Annotated in this window: 18 protein-coding genes and 3 pseudogenes; 3 read left to right on the top strand and 18 right to left on the bottom strand. The window is 33.2% G+C overall.

Going from position 1 to position 17,852, the window contains the following annotated elements; translation table 11 throughout:
- Window positions 1-70: 70 nt before the first annotated feature.
- The 15 genes and pseudogenes from BAQ48_RS15675 to BAQ48_RS15605 form a co-directional block, all read right to left on the bottom strand.
- A complete protein-coding gene (locus BAQ48_RS15675; RefSeq protein WP_071711794.1) occupies window positions 71-676 on the bottom strand; it encodes an immunity protein Imm33 domain-containing protein in 606 nt (201 codons plus the stop codon).
- A gap of 385 nt (window positions 677-1,061) precedes the next feature.
- On the bottom strand, window positions 1,062-2,309 hold the full coding sequence (locus BAQ48_RS15670; RefSeq protein WP_071711793.1) for a PoNi-like cognate immunity protein: 1,248 nt from the start codon (window positions 2,307-2,309) through the stop codon (window positions 1,062-1,064).
- A 28-nt stretch (window positions 2,310-2,337) separates the two neighbouring features.
- A pseudogene (locus BAQ48_RS27070) lies at window positions 2,338-3,099 on the bottom strand (hypothetical protein); the annotation flags it as partial.
- Window positions 3,100-3,512: 413 nt separating this feature from the next.
- A complete protein-coding gene (locus tag BAQ48_RS15660; protein WP_071711792.1) occupies window positions 3,513-3,827 on the bottom strand; it encodes a hypothetical protein in 315 nt (104 codons plus the stop codon).
- A 20-nt stretch (window positions 3,828-3,847) separates the two neighbouring features.
- A pseudogene (locus BAQ48_RS28280) lies at window positions 3,848-4,552 on the bottom strand (EndoU domain-containing protein); the annotation flags it as partial.
- 282 nt (window positions 4,553-4,834) lie between these two features.
- The gene (locus BAQ48_RS15650; RefSeq protein ID WP_071711791.1) at window positions 4,835-5,566 is read right to left on the bottom strand and encodes a PoNe immunity protein domain-containing protein; all 732 of its coding nucleotides are present in this window, start codon (window positions 5,564-5,566) and stop codon (window positions 4,835-4,837) included.
- 17 nt (window positions 5,567-5,583) lie between these two features.
- Window positions 5,584-6,057: pseudogene (locus BAQ48_RS15645) on the bottom strand (hypothetical protein); the annotation flags it as partial.
- Between the two features lie 282 nt (window positions 6,058-6,339).
- On the bottom strand, window positions 6,340-6,759 hold the full coding sequence (locus BAQ48_RS15640; protein ID WP_071711790.1) for a hypothetical protein: 420 nt from the start codon (window positions 6,757-6,759) through the stop codon (window positions 6,340-6,342).
- 11 nt (window positions 6,760-6,770) lie between these two features.
- Entirely contained in the window at window positions 6,771-7,187 is a 417-nt protein-coding gene (locus BAQ48_RS15635) for a tetratricopeptide repeat protein (protein WP_071711789.1), read from the bottom strand.
- A gap of 16 nt (window positions 7,188-7,203) precedes the next feature.
- The gene (locus tag BAQ48_RS15630) at window positions 7,204-8,880 is read right to left on the bottom strand and encodes a T7SS effector LXG polymorphic toxin (protein ID WP_071711788.1); all 1,677 of its coding nucleotides are present in this window, start codon (window positions 8,878-8,880) and stop codon (window positions 7,204-7,206) included.
- Window positions 8,877-9,239, bottom strand: coding sequence for a DUF3958 family protein (locus BAQ48_RS15625; RefSeq protein WP_071711787.1), 363 nt, complete (start codon window positions 9,237-9,239; stop codon window positions 8,877-8,879). The genes BAQ48_RS15630 and BAQ48_RS15625 overlap by 4 nt, the downstream gene beginning before the upstream one ends.
- A 40-nt stretch (window positions 9,240-9,279) precedes the next feature.
- Window positions 9,280-9,555 (bottom strand): TIGR04197 family type VII secretion effector, encoded by a 276-nt coding sequence (locus BAQ48_RS15620; protein ID WP_071711786.1) that lies wholly within the window; start codon window positions 9,553-9,555, stop codon window positions 9,280-9,282.
- A gap of 213 nt (window positions 9,556-9,768) precedes the next feature.
- On the bottom strand, window positions 9,769-10,062 hold the full coding sequence (locus BAQ48_RS15615; RefSeq protein WP_071711785.1) for a putative quinol monooxygenase: 294 nt from the start codon (window positions 10,060-10,062) through the stop codon (window positions 9,769-9,771).
- Window positions 10,063-10,101: 39 nt separating this feature from the next.
- Complete coding sequence (locus BAQ48_RS15610) at window positions 10,102-10,740, bottom strand: nitroreductase family protein (RefSeq protein WP_071711784.1); 639 nt, start codon at window positions 10,738-10,740, stop codon at window positions 10,102-10,104.
- Window positions 10,741-10,758: 18 nt separating this feature from the next.
- A complete protein-coding gene (locus BAQ48_RS15605; protein WP_000204180.1) occupies window positions 10,759-11,187 on the bottom strand; it encodes a MarR family winged helix-turn-helix transcriptional regulator in 429 nt (142 codons plus the stop codon).
- Window positions 11,188-11,451: 264 nt separating this feature from the next.
- Here BAQ48_RS15605 and BAQ48_RS15595 point away from each other — a divergent pair, with 264 nt between their 5' ends.
- Window positions 11,452-13,395 (top strand): elongation factor G, encoded by a 1,944-nt coding sequence (locus tag BAQ48_RS15595; protein ID WP_071711782.1) that lies wholly within the window; start codon window positions 11,452-11,454, stop codon window positions 13,393-13,395.
- A 41-nt stretch (window positions 13,396-13,436) separates the two neighbouring features.
- Here the strand turns inward: BAQ48_RS15595 and BAQ48_RS15590 are convergent, their stop codons facing one another.
- Together BAQ48_RS15590 and BAQ48_RS15585 are read right to left on the bottom strand one after the other, a co-directional pair.
- Window positions 13,437-14,102, bottom strand: a complete 666-nt coding sequence (locus BAQ48_RS15590) for an alpha/beta hydrolase (protein WP_207544840.1) — start codon at window positions 14,100-14,102, stop codon at window positions 13,437-13,439.
- Window positions 14,103-14,570 carry an NUDIX hydrolase gene (locus BAQ48_RS15585; protein ID WP_071711780.1) on the bottom strand — a complete coding sequence of 156 codons (468 nt, stop codon included), beginning with the start codon at window positions 14,568-14,570 and terminating at the stop codon, window positions 14,103-14,105. It abuts the gene before it with no gap.
- Between the two features lie 191 nt (window positions 14,571-14,761).
- On the opposite strand from BAQ48_RS15585, the gene BAQ48_RS15580 reads away from it, so the two are divergent.
- Window positions 14,762-15,553, top strand: coding sequence for a DUF4240 domain-containing protein (locus tag BAQ48_RS15580; RefSeq protein ID WP_071711779.1), 792 nt, complete (start codon window positions 14,762-14,764; stop codon window positions 15,551-15,553).
- A 59-nt stretch (window positions 15,554-15,612) separates the two neighbouring features.
- Here the strand turns inward: BAQ48_RS15580 and BAQ48_RS15575 are convergent, their stop codons facing one another.
- Entirely contained in the window at window positions 15,613-16,650 is a 1,038-nt protein-coding gene (locus tag BAQ48_RS15575) for an SDR family oxidoreductase (protein ID WP_071711778.1), read from the bottom strand.
- 227 nt (window positions 16,651-16,877) lie between these two features.
- Here BAQ48_RS15575 and BAQ48_RS15570 point away from each other — a divergent pair, with 227 nt between their 5' ends.
- Entirely contained in the window at window positions 16,878-17,633 is a 756-nt protein-coding gene (locus tag BAQ48_RS15570) for a CPBP family intramembrane glutamic endopeptidase (RefSeq protein ID WP_071711777.1), read from the top strand.
- Window positions 17,634-17,852: the final 219 nt, after the last annotated feature.

Here is a 17,852-nt window from a genome sequence, read left to right as displayed (position 1 = left end):
GTATATTGACAATGAAGTGCTTAACTCACGTAATTTTCATATTGGGTATTTAACACCTTATATACATTCACTATCTTTCTATTTCACTCCAAATATCAATATCACTTTCATTTAAAATCGATTTAATTTCGTCTTTCTCAAAAACTACTAAATAATTATAAGGTAAAGCTAGTACTTGAATAATTGCAGGTTTCATTTTTAATAATTCGTAGGCGTATATGGTCTCTAATTCTCCTGATACTTCTTCATTAATAGGAGCTATATACCAACCCGAATCACCTTCATCACAACCACTAGATCTTTGTAAATAAATCTCTTCTTGTTGCAACACATTTTTCGCTATCACAATCTTATCATTAAATTTTATTAATTCCCCCTCTATATTTAATCGACGTAAGCAATGCGATTGCTCTAGTTGTACCCATAATGCAATCGTTAAATCTTCCGTTGTATCTTTAAAAGGATTTTTAGTATAATCCCGGGTGATAATTTGATAATAATCTTCATACTTATATAAACTATAAACAGACCATCCAACTTGTATTGAAAATCTATCTGCTAATTTATCTTCTACATTAGATAATAAATTAAATAGGGTTTCTACATGAAAACTTAAAGGTTCTTCTACTTTAGCTTTTATATTTTTATCACCTATATTTTTGATTATTGTTTTCAAATAAATGTTCTCCACTTCTATTGAATTTCCTCACTTAATCTACATTCCTCACCTTGCCTTATATAGACTTTCGTTATTAACACCAATAAAATTTCTAATATTAAAACTCTTCTTGTCATACTTTTTTGTCTCTATTAGCATTTATGATAATACGATTTTTTAGCGCCGAACAAATTTATTTATTTTTAAAAGGCACCAATACCACCTCTTTATCTAGGTCTAACGATTTGACCAGCAGTTCCGTGTGTCACCTCAATTTTATCAAATAAAAAACATCGTTTTACAACAATTAAAGCCTCAATTATTTTCAACCTCTTAATTCATTAATTTCTGTATAATTAAATTTTCAACGTTACTCATGATTCGTAATATTTCGATTTGTTCGTTATAGAACTTCCTCTACATCGACACTCTCAATCTTCACTTCATACATATTTGGGATACTTGCTTCTTTTGGTACCCATGCATAATAATTTTGATCATTCTCTAACATAAATTGAACTAACTTTGTTTCTGATCCATTCCAGAAATTTTTAAGATTATCGATGTAGTCCTCTAAATCTTCTTTATAGTCCAATTGTAATATGTAATCTCTTACCGTCAGGGCAAACACAATTAAACTTCCTAATAGATTTTTTTGCTCATTTTCTTCTTCATACTCTTGTGGTAAAAACCACACTTGACCTATTCCTATCGTTTTTTTGTATTTTTCATAAAAACTACTATCATTCATATTCTCATAATCACATATTAATTCATTGACAAATGAATGCCATCTTGGCGGAATAATGTTTTCCAATGCAGGATTATGTTCAATTCCTTCTACTATATCCTCGATTTCTTCTGTCTCATCTTCATAGTGATATTCACTTAGGTCTATATGCTTAAATTTCATTTCATTTTTATAATGTGCCAAATCATATGGATAATGATTATTATCTTTTAAACTTGTATCATCAAGTCCGAGTATCTTTACTAGTGCAGCTGTCTCAAAGCTCCAATACCCTACATATCCAGGTTCTTTATGCGCATTTTTCCATTCATAATCATAATGGCCTTTAAACCATTCTTTCTCCATATACGTTTGTAATCTTTTAGACGCTTCTTTTTTATCTGTTTGTGAAAGTTCTATAAATTCTCTCGTTTTTGCATATGGATTTTCTTTAAAATAAACATTCGTCATTTTTGTGTATCCGATATCACTAGTGCATAAGAGGAAATCAATTACTGCGTCGTTCATATTTTCCTTCTCAACTAGTTTAGCTAAACTTACAAGATTCTTTTTCTCCGTCTCTAATAAAATCCCTAGAGATATCATCCAAATTAGATTTAAATATCCAACTTCTCTTTCCCCTATATGCCCCAAATCAATGAGGGCATTCTCAAAACCTGCTTCCATTGTATGGATATTTTCTCCTAAAGAGTATTTCGCAATAATATCATCCAACGCATAATTAAAATTTGATAGATAGGTTCCTTCTATAATACTATTATTGTCATTAGGATACCTTTGAATACCATTTTTTTCATCTTCTTTTAAACTTTTAATTTTAACTCTATTTTTTTCAATAAACTTTTTATGATATTCTATTCCTTTTTTACATTTTTCTTCTATACATAAATGATCTCTCATATCATTCAATTCCCCCTAGTTTTTAAAATTATGGCCATTCTCCAATTATGTCTCCCTTTGTATCTATTCTAAATGTTTTCACATTCCCACTACTATCGACTTTTGATAGTACTCTTTCTACTGCACCGTTTTCCAATGCATCCTTAATCTCTTCTGCTAATACTTCATCTCCATCAACAGCCTTCAATATCCTACTTTTTCGCGTCTTCGCACCATTCAACCAATCATTTGACATTTGTCGTCCATCTTTAGTTTTTCCTAATTGTGAACTACCAAATTTAGCTTCATCTATAACGTATTTGATCTTTGATTCTGCATTTGTATTTTCGTATAATCCATCAATTCCTTTTACTATTTTATCATTTATGCCTGATGGTGCACTTTTTCCGACTGGCTTTAAATCAAATCCAGCTTCTTTTAAACTTTGATTATTCAATAAATTGTCACTAGATTTTATTTCACCATAATTACCTTTTTGCTTATTTGTAGCTGTTTTTGCATCAAAATTATCTACAGTTGTATTTTTGTTACTGCTAGGTTTACCGTTAGCCGCACCTCCACCAGAAGACTGGATTTTTTGAATAGTATCCTTAGTATTTTGAATCGATTTATTCCAAATAAATCCACCATGTACAAAAAGACTTGCCCCAGTAGCTGTTGCTGCTATATCTAATGGAATAACAATTGGTGATGCTAACCCACCAGTTCCTACTTCTGCCACGATAGTTAAGAAATTAGATCCGCCTATGAGCGAGATACCTTCAAACATTTCTACAATGGACCCGGCTATTTAATAATTTTGCCCTGTTTTTTTTAATGTTTTTTGACATTGAAAAACATACTATATACCTGCAATTAAAGCCTATGTGCATATTCTGTTAGCTTTAATTCATAAAAATAATTTCAATAAATTTATAGCTTACCTTTCAATTAAAAAAGCACTTATTGTCTCAAATAGACAACCAAGTGCTTTAAGTTCATATGTTTTTAAGTAGCATAAATTTGTAAGTTTTTTGCCCATTCCAAGTCTTTAATATTCGTCGTACAGTAAAATGTCATCTCGCCTAAGCTCGTAATTCTTTTTCTATCCTCTCATTGCACACAGTACTCCACGATGGTACAACCATCATGATCTATGAATTTCAAGAAAGTATCATTATATTCCATGATTCTATGCTTAAGTACACCAACTATTCCTTTAATTTAAGGATTTTCTATATAACTTTCTGCAATATCAATATCATTTGTCATTTCTAATTCTGGAAATTTTCCATCTAATTTTCTTAAACAATTAATTAGTTCTTTACTTTGTATAATTTCTACTATATCTTCCAAAACTTCACTTATCCAATATAATTCTTCTTTACTACAGTTCTCTAAATATCTTATAGTATTTTCCTCATTTTCTGAGAGAACTTCTATTATTTCATTCCAACTTTTTTGTATCCTATAGTCATCATTCAAATTTATTTTTTTTCTTTCATTTAATATAACTTCCATTTTATTTGCTATATCCATATTAATCCTCCAAACTCTATCTACGGTTGTTTAGTAGCATCTGGAAAAATAGTCCCTATCTCTCCATTTGTTTTTATAACTCCAACCCTAACCCCATTATACTCTCCAAAAATAGCCACACCATTTTCTGCATTCGCAAATCCGGGCAATTCAGCAATCTTAGCACCTGCTGCTGTAATATCAGACTCTGTCCAGCTTTCTGGAAACCATGATTGATTGGAACCTGCTCTTTTTGCTTTCACCTTGTGTCCAGGTACATTACCTACCCTAACACCGTTTTCGTATACTTTATTTATATTATAATCTACATTATTTTTTTCCAAAAATTCAATATTACTTTGTCCATGTCCTCCGCCCTTCATTTTTGAAATATCTCCTGTTTTAGGATGTGTTGTAAAGTCACCTACATTTGAATGTTTAATGCTACTTTCGGGTATATTAACCTTGTTAGCCCGACTAGTTCCATTACTGAATCCACCCGTACCCTTACCACCATCTTTAGACTTCGCAAACTTATAATAAGCTTCTATTAATTCGCCTTGAGGTATTTTGGTTACAATAGTTCCACCAACACTAGAGAATGCATAGGAAGCCTCTCTCTTAAATGATTGTAACATTTCAAGCGTTGGCTTCAATTCTTTTGCTAGTTTTACTGCATTAGCAAATGTACTTACTCCACTTTATGCTTTTGCTCCTTTTGCGATATGTCCTATTGAAGATTTAGCTAAACTCTTCAATTAATTTATATATATATAAGTAGATGGTGATAACAATATGTTGATGAATTTACTAACAGTCAATTAGATATTATGGATATTTAGATAAAAAAATCCAGTGATAATTCATAATTCGTCTGCGTTTCAACATCTCGTACATATTTCCTAATTAGTTCTGTATCAATCTTACATCTAGCTCACTGGATCCATTACCAACATTACCCTTATACCTACTTTAATACAAACTAAAAAATCCACAGTGTAAAAATTTATCACTGTGGATTCCAACATTTATTTTTCTTGGCAATGCACCATATCATAAGGGTAATATGAACTATCTTTCAAGGTTGAATCATCTAATTTTAAAATTTTAGCGATTGCTCCACTTTCAAAACTCCAGTAACCACTATAAATGTCATGTTTATTTTCATGTGCATCGTACCATGCTTCTTCTAAATGTCCCTTATACCAATACTCCTTTATATATTTCTCTAAATTTTTTATAGAATTCTCTTGTGAAATTTTATTACTCTCAATTACTTCTTTTAATTTGAAATATGGATATTGTACATAAAACTCACTTTGCTCATAAAAATCTGATGGCTCACTATTTCTAAAAGCAATAAAATAATTAATCAAATAATCATTTAATCCTTCTTTCTTTACCATTGCTATTAGTCTATTAAATTCTTTATCTTCAACATTTAGCATTACTGCTATAGATATCATCCATAACATACGTATATATCCACTTTCTTTATTCCACACTTTTTCCATTATATTTATTACTTCAGGTGAAAAATCACGAATAGTTTGAATAGAACAACCCGCAGAGTACATTGCCCTTAATTTATTAAAATGATACCCTTGTAACGCTATATATCCATTCTTTACACCTTTATCATCTTTGCCTCTTTCCTCAATAACCTTTTCAACCAATAATAAAAACTTTTCTATTCTCTTTTCCTCATAATTGATAAATTTGTTAAAATATATATCATTTTTGATTTTATCCCTTAGCATAATTTCTTTTCCACCTTTTATACTTCAAGAATTTTCTTCACAATCGTTCCATCAGGCATAACTTGAATAACAATTCTTTGAACATTTTCTGGATTCAGCAACATCTCTTCCACAATTTCATCTGCTTTTTCTTTTGACAAAGTACTATCTAACCTTTCACTTCCAAGAATCCAATCTTCACTCATTTGCTTACCATCATTTGTTTTTCCCAATTTGGATGTGTTATACTTAGCCTCCGCTATCACATACTTAGGTGGCGGAGATGAATTTTCATATACAGCATCTATTCCCTTAACAATTTTTTGATCTAATGTTAATACACGATCATCACTAATTCTAGTATATGTTTGACTTTCAAAAAAGTCATCCATCTTCATTTCACCATAATTTCCTTTACGCTTCGTTGTTTTTAAAGCTACTTCGCCACTTTCTACTGATTCTATTACCGTACGTTGTTGTGCTCTAGCTGCTTCTAATGTTTGGGCTACTTTTCCAGCTCAAATTACCCGTCCCGCTTAGAATTGGTCTCTTTCACTGAACTGCTAAAAGAAAATTTCCATCTTGAATAAGACAACACTTTCGAACTGTAATCAATCGTAAATAATTTTTTATCATTTTACATTTTATCCTTAAGTTCAAATGAAAAGTTTTTAATAGGAATAAGAAAAAGCTCAATATGACCAAATTAATGGTGTACTGAGCACATTAATCACTTATATAATTACAAAATTTCAAGTCTAGATTAACTCCCACAATAATTAACACTAAGTTTATTATTTGTCTTTCAAAAATTTTAAATACTTTCCATCTTCTGCGCTAAAGCATCTACCCTTGGATTTCTTATTAGCTATCTCTAAATACTCCCTAGCTTTAGAGAAATCCCCTACCTCATAAGCCACCTTTCCAGCCCAGAGTTCTCGTTCACCTGTATCTCCTCTTTCAGGATCTGCGACAAATATTTTATCAACCCATTTTTTCATCCGTTCAACATCATTTAATACAATAGAGATATCTAAAATCCCCCATATTATTAAAAAGCTCTCATCATAAATCACTTTATCATCAGGGAGCTCTTTCCATGCTTGTTCCAATAAAAAAACTGACTCATCTAAATTACCTTTATCAAACTCTTCATTACTCTTATCCATTAACTCTTGTATATAGACACCATTTTCACCTGCTACATAAGCCATTATTAATCCCCCTAAATTGCATCTTTAATTACATTAAAATATTTGTCATCTTCACTATCAAAGATCGAGTAACCTTCAAGAATATATGCCCTTAACAAATATTCTTTAGATTTGTTAAGGTCTCCTAATTCATACAAACATTCACCCAGACGTAACATAATAAAAGGGTTTCCTATTCCACCAGGACAATTAATTGCATTAAATAAAAAGTCTTTAGAAGCACTAAAATCTCCATTCATATAACACGTGTCACCCAATGCTGTGTAAATCCATGTACTACATTCCCAGTTAAATTTTGGTTTTGGAACTAAATCTAAAGCTTCCAAATACTTTTCTATTGCATTCTCATACTCAAACCTATCAACTAAATTATCACCTTGAGAACATATACTTACTATTCTGTCATAAAGTTCATCTTGTAATTCCAATTTAAGCTCCTCCTAATTATTTTGGTGGTACATATGTCTGTCCTAAACTAGCACCTTCAGAACGGTTTTTACTATAGTGTTCCAAATAATAATTATCTGGATCAAGCATCCAATCTCTTACTTCTTTAGACCTTGGTCCATAATTCCGTCCGACTTCGTTCCACCAAGTAACTGCATCTGTTTTATGTGCCATATCTGCTTCACTTAACGGACGCCATTTATTGTTAGTGTCTAAAAATTCAGTTTTACCACGTACTGTTCGTATTTTTGGTGGATCTTCATTTTTCATTCTCTCTATTACTGCTTTACCAGTTCTGGAGTCTTTTCTAGGTGTACTACCCATATATTTCAAACGTTTAGTGCTGCCACTTGGCTCAGGTAAACCCACTTCTTTATTACTTGCGTAACCCCCACCAGGTCGATGCCACCTTCCACTTGCATCTTGAAAATAACCTTTAGACTTCGCAAACTTATAATAAGCTTCTATTAATTCGCCTTGAGGTATTTTGGTTACAATAGTTCCACCAACACTAGAGAATGCATAGGAAGCCTCTCTCTTAAATGATTGTAACATTTCAAGCGTTGGCTTCAATTCTTTTGCTAGTTTTACTGCATTAGCAAATGTACTTACTCCACTTGATGCTTTTGCTCCTTTTGTGATATGGCCTACTTTATTTAGTGCCCTATCACCTAATATTGTGGTAGCTATTTGTGTTAATCCATAGGTAGTCAATTCTGTACGACTCTCTGTATCTCCCTCTATCATATCTCGTTTTATTTTATTTGAAAATGCATGCCACATATTTTTTGCAGTTTCATCCAAATGGAAAAGTGCATAGGTTACATTAATAAAAGTTCCTATGTCCATATTACTTAAAGCTATTGCGGACTCGATTTCATCACCAATAGCTTTCCCCGATCCTCTTTGAATAGCTTCCCACATCTTTTTTGCTGTTTCAAACGTGCCAACTATACTGTCTGCCGCATCGTCCCAAGCATTTCTAACCGGAGATTTCTTCTCAATTATGTTATTTGTTTCTATATCTTTAATTGACTGATCATTTTTTCGGGATGTTTCTTCTATAATCCCCTGAATAGAAATCACCCAATCCATATTCAACCCTTGTGTACTAAACGTACCACTCACAGGACTAAATCCTTTCCCGCTTTGCACTTCAGCGAGTCCGGCTGTGATGCTAGCTGCTAATTGTAGGGCGGTGCTGTAGTTGTTGCTGGACGAATGATTGAATTCATATAAACGCTCTAGTTTTTCTTCAAGTTTTTTCCTCATCGCAACTAAGACCGCAACAATTGCGTCTACTCCAGGCATCGGTGTAAGTACTTCTATTACTTCTATACTTGCAATCGATTGATTGATTTCCTGTATTTGTTGTCTTATTTCATGTTCGATCACATCTGTTGAAGCAACTTTTGCTTGGAACTCATTTGGGAATGCTTCGTTTTGGCGAATTAATTCTTCACATAAGCATATAATTCCTTGCGCTAATGGCCGAAATGTTTGGACAAGGTAGGCTTTTGCACTACTGTATGTTTGTCCTTGTAATACTGTATCTATCGCAAAGGCATCGATAGATTGAATGGCTTGTTCCATACTTTGAATCGTAGCATTACATATAGCGTTCATACTTTGAGTTTGATTTTGTACTTCTCCCAAATACATGTTTAAACTCATGTATTGACCTCCCTTTGTAGTTGCTGCTGTTCATAGGAAAGGTCGTTTTCTTTCTCACTGAGATGCCGTTTTTCTTTAAGCAACGTCTCTTTTTCGTTCTCTAATTCGAATGTAAGTTTTCTTTCATACTGCCTGATCTCTTGCCGCATATTCGTGAACAGGTGAAATACTTCTTTGTCACCATGCCAAGTTGCTAGTATTCTGCTAAATAAACGATTACTTCGATTTTTCCATTCATAGAAACTAGCCTCAGCTTGTTCTTGATTTTGCAGCGCGATTCGGTTATCATTTTGTTCTTCAAATATACTTCGTAATTTTTGATTACATTGACTGATTCTCGTTTCAAGTTCTTGACTCATCTTTTCTCCCTACCTTTTCCCCTTTACGTAGGCCGTTACATTATTGAAAAGTCTTTTGAAGTCCGGTATCCATTTTCTCAAATTCATTTGCTACAGAATGGATATTATCAATCGTCTGTTGAAAAGCATCGCAAAATTGTTTCGTGATGTGTAAATTTTGCTGATTTGCTTCTTGTGCTTTGAAGTTCACAGATAGTGTAGTAAGCGTTGCCTTATTTATAGAGCGACTAGTAGCACTCTGCATTCTATCTGAAGCATTTCTCATTTTTGTTGCAAGTTGCGTTGCCATATGCAAATTACTTTGAAATTCTCCCATCACTTACCCCCCTATACCATTTATTTACAATAAAATTATACCACGGTAGAATACTCTAATAAACCGAATGTTCGAATTTAACACGCAATTCATCACTGTTACTGAAGATACGAGCAAATCTTCTATTTCAACATAACTGTATCGAAAGTAGATTTTACTTATACAAAAAAAGATGACCTCAGCCATATGCTAAAGTCATCTTTTTCTACCTTATTATTTTACTAATTCTCCATTATAAGCTTTTATATTAAGCGGAGCAGTTAAAAATTGTGGTGCTTTACTAACGAAAGATGTGAAGTGTTCACTCGTATTATGACTCGCAACTGCTGCTTCATCTTTCCATACTTCTACCATCGTATATACATTTTCTTTTTCTGTATCTTTATATAAGTCATAAGATACATTTCCACTTTCTTCTCTAGAACCGTGAATAAGTGGCTGAATTTCTTCTAAAAATGATTGTTGTTTCGCTGGATCTACTTGAAATATTGCGTGAATAATAATCATGGTGTTTCCCCTCTCATATTCCACTTATTTCTTTTTAAATTACTTCCACTCAGCAACTTTTTCAACTGGAAGACGTACTGATTGGTAACCACTGTCAGCAGCTTTTCCGATTGAAATTAACATTACTGGTACGTGACGCTCTTTATCTAATCCGAATGCTTCTGCGATTTGGTCTTTTTCAAATCCTCCAATTGGGCAAGTGTCATAGCCGTGAGCACGAGCTGCTAGCATAAATTGCATCGCTACAAGACCACCGTCAATTAAAACAGTATCTTTCATCACTTCTGGTGTAACCATTGAGAAGTAAGCTGAAAGTTTTTTCATTTGATCTTCTTTTACTTCAGCTGGCATAAGTCCACGCTCTACTGCTGTACCGTAAATTTCTTCTGCGTTATCAAAGTTGTTTAAATCACCAAATAAAGCGATCATCGCTGAAGATGTTTCTACTTGAGATTGATTGAATTTCGCAAGTGGCGCAAGTGTTGCTTTCGCTTCGTCACTTTCAATTACTAAAAATCTCCATGGTTGCATGTTTACTGAAGATGGTGCCAGTGTTGCTTCTGTAAGAATTTCTGTCATTTCTTCTTTGCTAATTTTTACTGAAGAATCGTATTTACGAATTGAACGGCGTCCTGTTAAAATTTCGTTAAAATCATTTGTTTTTACTGAGTTAGTCATAGTTGTATTCTCCCTTTTTTATAATTCTTTTATATTTTCTTGAATGTGATTTAGCATATTTAAAAGATTGTCGCGTTCTTCCTCACTTAATCCTTTAAATGCAGATGCTGCAAAACGTTCTTTTTCCTCTTGAAACGCTTGAATTTTATTTCGTCCCTCTTCAGTAAGAGAAACTAACGTAATTCTGTTATCGTCTGGATTTTTCCGTCTTACAATCATTCCGTTTGCTTCTAGCTGTTTTAAATGCCTCGTAATCGCCGCATTATCAATATTCACTTCTTGTTGAAGTGCTTTTTGACTAATTTCACCTACTTCATATAACTGAAGTATAAGCTCTAATCGAGACTGGCTCATACCCGTACACCCTTCAAACTTCGAACTTACTTCTTTATTTAGAAAGTGTAATTTATATAAAATAATCGCTTCTTTTGAGCATGAACTTGTCATATTAACCCTCCTTTACATCCAAATCAAAAACGTTTGATGTATCAATAGTTGATATGTCAATTAATATAATCTATATCGATTAAGAATGCAAGCATTTTGTTTTCGTTTTTATTTTTCCAAATTAAGGCGCTTAGTAGCGTTACAAAAAATGTAAATTACATTATAATAGTAATAATTTAAATGACTGGAGAGTGATTGTAATGCGGCAATACACAAATAGAAATGAGGAAATGAAAATGGAAAATGAAATGAGGACATTTATATATGACAACAATAAATATAGGGATTGTCGCGCACGTAGACGCTGGCAAGACGAGTTTGACTGAGCGTATTCTTTATGAAACGAATGTGATTAATGAAGTTGGCCGAGTTGATAGCGGAAGTACTCAAACTGACTCAATGGAATTAGAAAGGCGGCGCGGAATTACGATTAAAGCATCTGTCATTTCTTTTTTTATTGATGATATAAAAGTAAATGTCATTGATACACCTGGACACGCTGATTTTATCGCTGAAGTGGAGCGATCATTCCGCGTTTTAGACGGTGCGATTTTAGTTATCTCTGCCGTTGAAGGTGTGCAAGCACAAACAAAAATTTTAATGCGAACATTACAGAAACTAAACATACCGACTATTTTATTTGTTAATAAAATTGATCGTAGTGGTGCAAATACTGAAAAAGTTATGAAACAAATAAAAGAAATTCTTTCAAATGAAGCATTCCCCTTCTATTCTGTCCAAAACGAAGGAACAAAGGAAGCTCGTATTATTGAATATAAATCATATGACGATTGTATAGAGCGATTAGCGCCATATAACGAATCATTGCTTACATCATATGTAAATAATGAAATAATACCGGACGCATTATTAAGAAAAGAGCTAGAACAACAAATACAGCAAGCAAATGTGTATCCAGTCTTTTTCGGATCAGCCATGACAGGCATGGGCGTACCTGAACTACTTGAAAATATTTCAGCCTTACTTCCAGCTAATAATTCGTCTCAAGATGAAGAATTATCCGGTGTTGTTTTTAAAATTGAACGTGAACATTCTGGCGAAAAGGTTGCTTATGTAAGAGTTTTTTCAGGTAGCTTACACGTTAGAAAATATGTGGATATACAGCGGAGTAAGTCTCTACCACATAAGGAAAAGATTAAAAAAATGTGCATATTTCATAATGGAGATGCGGTTCAAACTTCTACCGTTCCAAGCGGTGAATTTTGTAAAGTGTGGGGACTAAGTGATATAAAAATTGGTGATATTATCGGTGAACGAACGGATTATATAAAAGACATTCACTTTGCCGAACCACAAATGGAAGCTGCTATTGATACGGTGCCTACGGAACGAATTCATGATTTGTACGCTGCACTTATGGAACTATGTGAAGAAGATCCACTGATTAAAGTGTGGAAAGACGATGTTCATAATGAACTATACATTCGCCTTTTCGGTGAGGTGCAAAAAGAAGTGATTGAAACCACACTTTATGAGAAATATAATTTGCAGGTTACTTTTTCAAATACGCGAGTTGTATGTATTGAGAAACCATTTGGCATAGGTAATAGCATGGAAGTAATGGGTGAAAAAGCGAATCCATTTTACGCAACAATTGGTTTTAAAATTGAACGTGGTGAACTTAACTCTGGCATAACGTATAACTTAGGTGTTGAGCTTGGTTCATTACCTTTAGCATTTCATAAAGCAATTGAAGATACAGTATTTCAAACGTTAAAACAAGGTTTATACGGATGGGAAGTTACGGACATTTCCGTCACACTTACACATACCGGTTATGCTAGTCCTGTTACAACAGCGAGTGACTTTAGAAACTTAACACCGCTCGTTTTAATGGATGCTTTAAAACAAGCTGCAACATATGTATATGAACCAGTTAATGCGTTTGAATTAACTGTACCGGAGCAGGTAATTAGTACCGCAATGTATAAGCTCGCTGCCATTCCAGCAACTTTTGCAGAGCCTATATTATATAATGATTCTTACCAATTAACAGGATCATTACCTGTTGCGAAAACAGAGAATTTTAAACGCATGCTTCATTCCTTTACAGAAGGAGAAGGTATATTTACAACGAAGCCAGCTGGTTTCACAAAGCTGAAACCTCCCTTCCCTACTCGAAAACGTGTTGATTATAATCCGCTGAATCGGAAAGATTATTTGCTTCATGTTTTGAAGGCTTATTAAAGTAAAAGAGGTGCAATTCGCACCTCTTTTACTTTAATAGGTTAGTTTTCCCTAACAACTTCTTTAAGTTTTTCTATTATTTTCGCTATAGCCTCAATTGAATTTTCCGTTTCATATCCCCCAACATTTACAGAATGATTTGCATTTTTGACAACTTCAATCTGTAAATTCGTTTTATGTAACTGATCAATTTGATCTGCATTGTATTGGTGATCTTTATCCCCAATTACTAAAAGCCCTTCGTTACGACTATGTAAGATTGAATCAAAAATCGTATCAAACGTCAGTAATGGTGTCATTAATATCATTTTTGACTGTAAAAACTCTTCTCTCTTCATTACATCATTTGCAATTGGAATTGTTCCGAGTGATTTCCCTAAAAACAAAGTCTCGTTGTATTGCTCATCTTTTAATACTTCTTTCATTATAGGATGAATATCATCCATCATTACTTTCGTTACTTCTTCCATCGGTTTATTCATTAATTGTCCATCATAAGAATAATGAATTTGTACGACATCAATTTTATGTTCAAGCATTAACATCGTTGCATAATAAAATAACGGTTTATCGTAATTGTATCCTGAACCTGAGAACATAAAGCAAACCGTACTAGAACCTTTTTCGATATGTGTATAATGAATTGCTTTGTCATTTATATGTATCTCTTTTTTAGTCCCCTTCACCGTTTTCCCCTCCGAATACATTTAATCTTGTAATACGATATGTTCTGTATGAACTGCTATATCCTTTACTTTTTCTTTTATAAACGCAGGCTGTAAATTATATGCCCCTAACTCTTCTACTGGCACCCACTTAAACAAATACGTTCTATCCTCTTCTTCCAAAATATATTGATCCGCTCCATTTGCAGGTAACTCATGTAGCTCTACTTCATAATAGAAACTAATTTCATGAAACTTTCGCTCAGAAAGTGTGAAGAAATTTTCTACCGACCATATTAATCTCTTTCCTTTCATAGGAACACCTAATTCTTCTGCAAGCTCTCGTTTTAACGCGTCTTCACTATTTTCTAACATTTTCACTCGACCGCCCGGTACGTACCAATAATCTTCACCATCGCCTTGCAGAATGAGTATTTTATTATCATGTTTACAAATTGCTCCGACGCGGTAATTAAAACAGGTTTCCTCAACTTTAAACGTAAGATCCATCCGTAATGCCCCCTTATATACGAAATATCAAATTATTACAAAACAATTATGTATGTACAAATAAGATTACTAAATTCACTCGCTTCATTCAATAATTTTCGAATTTTCCAAACTATTTCTCTCATCATTACTAGTGTATATACATATGTTACAATCACATTGCACACTAGAAAAACATGATGGAGGTACGAATGGAAACGTTATTAATCCAGCAAACTGAGAAATCAAATAAGTTTTGGAAAATCGTTGTGAAAGAAAAAGACTACGTTGTGTTTTACGGAAAGATTGGCACAGCTGGTAGTGTAAAAGCGAAAGAATTTGAAACAGAAGAAGAATGTATGAAAGAAGCTAACAAACTAATTGCTTCCAAACGTAAAAAGGGATATACAGACCCATGCCCTGGGGAAGATTACATAAAAGAAAAAACGATAACAGAAGAAGAATTTTGGGAACTACTTAGTCGTGCAAAAACGAAAGGTGAAGACCAAGAAGAACAAATAGAATGGCTTACTTCTCATCTCGCTAAGCGTACAGTACATGAAATTGTTGCTTTTGACACGCATATGCATCGTATTTTGAAAGATTCCTATACCTCCCGTTTATGGGCAGCCGCTTATATTATTATGGGTGGCTGTTCAGATGATACTTTTGATTACTTCCGTGGATGGTTATTATATCAAGGAAAAGAGACATACGAAGCTTGTATTGAAGATCCAGAACAGTTAATACCTGTATTAGAAAATTTAAGTGAGTATGATGTTCCAGAAATAGAAGAACTTTCTTTATATTTCGGTTTCACTGTATATGCAGAAAAAACAGGTGACGAAGATGATACTTACTTTACACTTTACCATGTCTTATCTAATGAAGAATTCGACGATGTAGATTTTGAATTTGACTGGAATGAAGACGATGAAGAAGGTTTAAAAAAGATGTTTCCTAAGCTATGGGAGATGTATGGGGAAGAACCGATTGAGTGGTAGATTCATATTAGGACTCTGTTTAACCAATAAACAGAGCCCTTTTTTCACAAGATTCTTATTTAAACTCTCTTTATTTCATACCACTTATCCAATAACATCTTTTCTCTTTTCCCTGAAATACCAGCTTTTAATTCCCATTCGTCCATACTCTTCATCCACACATACACATCTGTAACTGTATGTTCTAACCTTCTAAAAGTAAGCCCTTCTTTAACAGCACTTTCAATACTAATTGAAAATCCACCTTTCCACGGCTTCGTTTCACCTTCTAATGCAAAAGTTTCTGGAAGCCATAAAGGCATTTCCGTCCAAGGCTGCACTTTATGTTCATTCATAAACGATTCATCGACCCAAACAAATTCAGCATCACTATTCGTAACCTTTTTACACGTATTTAATAGTTCTTCCATCGTTAATTCATAATTTAGACCTGTAACATTGAATATACCTGCTTTATTGTTTTCTGCCATGTTTAGTCCCCAGTTTGCAACGTCTTTTATATCAACTATCTGCACTGGACGGTCTTTTCTTCCTGGAACTAACACTTTACCTCCTTTTGCTACACGCTGAATCCAGTATGGAAGTCGATCTGTATAATCAAACATTCCTGAAAGAAGTCCTGCTCTTACGTGTAAAACACGCCCCGGCCAATACTTCTCTGCTTCTTTTTCACATAATACTTTCAGTGCACCATAATGCTCATAAGGAGATATTTCACCATTCTCTACAGCCTTTATTTGCTCTTCCGTTGGTTCAGGTTGTAATATATAGTCTTCTTTTATGTCATGCAGAATCCAATCTTTATATACGGAGAGGCTTGAGATGAATATATAGTGTTCAATATTATCTTTAAGTACTTCTCCAACATTTTTAATGTGATGCGGAGAAAACCCACATGTATCCACGACAACATCCCATTGTCGATTTTCTAAACTTGATACATCACCATTTCTGTCACCGATTAAATGTTCCACTTCTGGAAAAATTTCATTGTTTGTTCCACGATTGAATATTGTAACTTCATACCCTCTTTTCAACGCCTCTTCTACGAAAGCTCTGCCTAAAAATCGTGTACCGCCTAGTATTAGAATTCTCATGGTTTTCCCCCATTCGTGATAAAAAATCTATTCTTTTGTTTAACGATTTTTTGTTGTGAAAAGTTACGGGGGATAATTTAATTTTTTCTACAAGTTCAATATATGTAATTTCGACACTTTTTCTATCTTAAAAACAATAATATGGAAATATTCATTCTGTCGATTTCCATTTCATATATAATTAAAATATCGGATATTCGATTAACCACTTATACATACTTAGGCAGGTGAAAAATATTAATAAACACATAGTTTATCATTCAACATTATGTATTTATTTTCTCACATCACTTGTATATATCATCTTGCTGAACATAGAAAATGGTCGTAATTATTTGGGGTTTACAATGGTTGTTCCACTTTTAGCAGTTATTTCATATCAAACATTATATAAGAAACAAAAAATAGTTCATACACTTGGAATTTCACGTCCAAAAATAAAAACACTAATTTTCTCCATATTATTTCCACTACTTCTAGGGCTATGTCTCCATTTTTATTTTTATATTTATGATATAAAGTTCTTATATCATCATTGGAATGAATTAGAATTTCTCTTGCTCGTTGGTCTTACAATTGGATCTTTATCTGCATTATTAGAAGAGATTATATGGCGAGGGAATTTTCATTACTATTTACGAAAAAAATATTCATTCATGCAAACAGCTCTTATTATAGCTTCGCTTTGGTCTTCATGGCATTTACCAGTAGCAATATTTTATAAAAATTATGAGTTTCAGCTTGTAGGAATATTAAGTTATCTCTCTTTATTATTTATATTATCTATAATTTTAACGTACACGAGAGAATATGGCGGTTCTGTATTATCACCCGCAATTTTACATGGTATGTTTAATGTATTTTATTTAACAGATGTAGCGCAAAATAAATGGGATGCCAGCCTAATTGAATTAATTAAATTTATAATACTAGCAATCATACTCGGCATGATGTATCTTATACATCACAAAATTAGAAAATAGTTAAAAAGCAAAGAAAAAAGGTGTTTCCGCTTTTATTTGAAAGTACCTTTAATAGGTTATGAAGTACTTCAACACCTTGCAATTATTTAAAAATCGTATAGGTGTTGAAGTTTTATAATCTTAGTTACATAACTTTGTTAACACAACACTTTTTTCTATCATGGAGAACAAAACAAGTTTAACTAAACCTTTCATTCTTATTTTTATAAAAATAACCAT

This window comes from Bacillus luti (assembly GCF_001884105.1).
GTDB lineage: Bacteria > Bacillota > Bacilli > Bacillales > Bacillaceae_G > Bacillus_A > Bacillus_A luti.
This window is presented reverse-complemented; position numbering and strand designations above follow the sequence as displayed.

Bases quoted from the DNA above. Each gene is read 5' to 3' on its own strand.
- BAQ48_RS15660 (WP_071711792.1), bottom strand. From the start codon at position 3,827: ATGGATATAGCAAATAAAATGGAAGTTATATTAAATGAAAGAAAAAAA.
- BAQ48_RS15605 (WP_000204180.1), bottom strand. From the start codon at position 11,187: ATGACAAGTTCATGCTCAAAAGAAGCGATTATTTTATATAAATTACAC.
- BAQ48_RS15585 (WP_071711780.1), bottom strand. From the start codon at position 14,570: ATGGATCTTACGTTTAAAGTTGAGGAAACCTGTTTTAATTACCGCGTC.
- BAQ48_RS15650 (WP_071711791.1), bottom strand. From the start codon at position 5,566: ATGCTAAGGGATAAAATCAAAAATGATATATATTTTAACAAATTTATC.
- BAQ48_RS15640 (WP_071711790.1), bottom strand. From the start codon at position 6,759: ATGGCTTATGTAGCAGGTGAAAATGGTGTCTATATACAAGAGTTAATG.
- BAQ48_RS15575 (WP_071711778.1), bottom strand. From the start codon at position 16,650: ATGAGAATTCTAATACTAGGCGGTACACGATTTTTAGGCAGAGCTTTC.
- BAQ48_RS15625 (WP_071711787.1), bottom strand. From the start codon at position 9,239: ATGAGTCAAGAACTTGAAACGAGAATCAGTCAATGTAATCAAAAATTA.
- BAQ48_RS15615 (WP_071711785.1), bottom strand. From the start codon at position 10,062: ATGATTATTATTCACGCAATATTTCAAGTAGATCCAGCGAAACAACAA.
- BAQ48_RS15630 (WP_071711788.1), bottom strand. From the start codon at position 8,880: ATGAGTTTAAACATGTATTTGGGAGAAGTACAAAATCAAACTCAAAGT.
- BAQ48_RS15580 (WP_071711779.1), top strand. From the start codon at position 14,762: ATGGAAACGTTATTAATCCAGCAAACTGAGAAATCAAATAAGTTTTGG.
- BAQ48_RS15610 (WP_071711784.1), bottom strand. From the start codon at position 10,740: ATGACTAACTCAGTAAAAACAAATGATTTTAACGAAATTTTAACAGGA.
- BAQ48_RS15590 (WP_207544840.1), bottom strand. From the start codon at position 14,102: ATGTATTCGGAGGGGAAAACGGTGAAGGGGACTAAAAAAGAGATACAT.
- BAQ48_RS15670 (WP_071711793.1), bottom strand. From the start codon at position 2,309: ATGAGAGATCATTTATGTATAGAAGAAAAATGTAAAAAAGGAATAGAA.
- BAQ48_RS15595 (WP_071711782.1), top strand. From the start codon at position 11,452: ATGACAACAATAAATATAGGGATTGTCGCGCACGTAGACGCTGGCAAG.
- BAQ48_RS15620 (WP_071711786.1), bottom strand. From the start codon at position 9,555: ATGGGAGAATTTCAAAGTAATTTGCATATGGCAACGCAACTTGCAACA.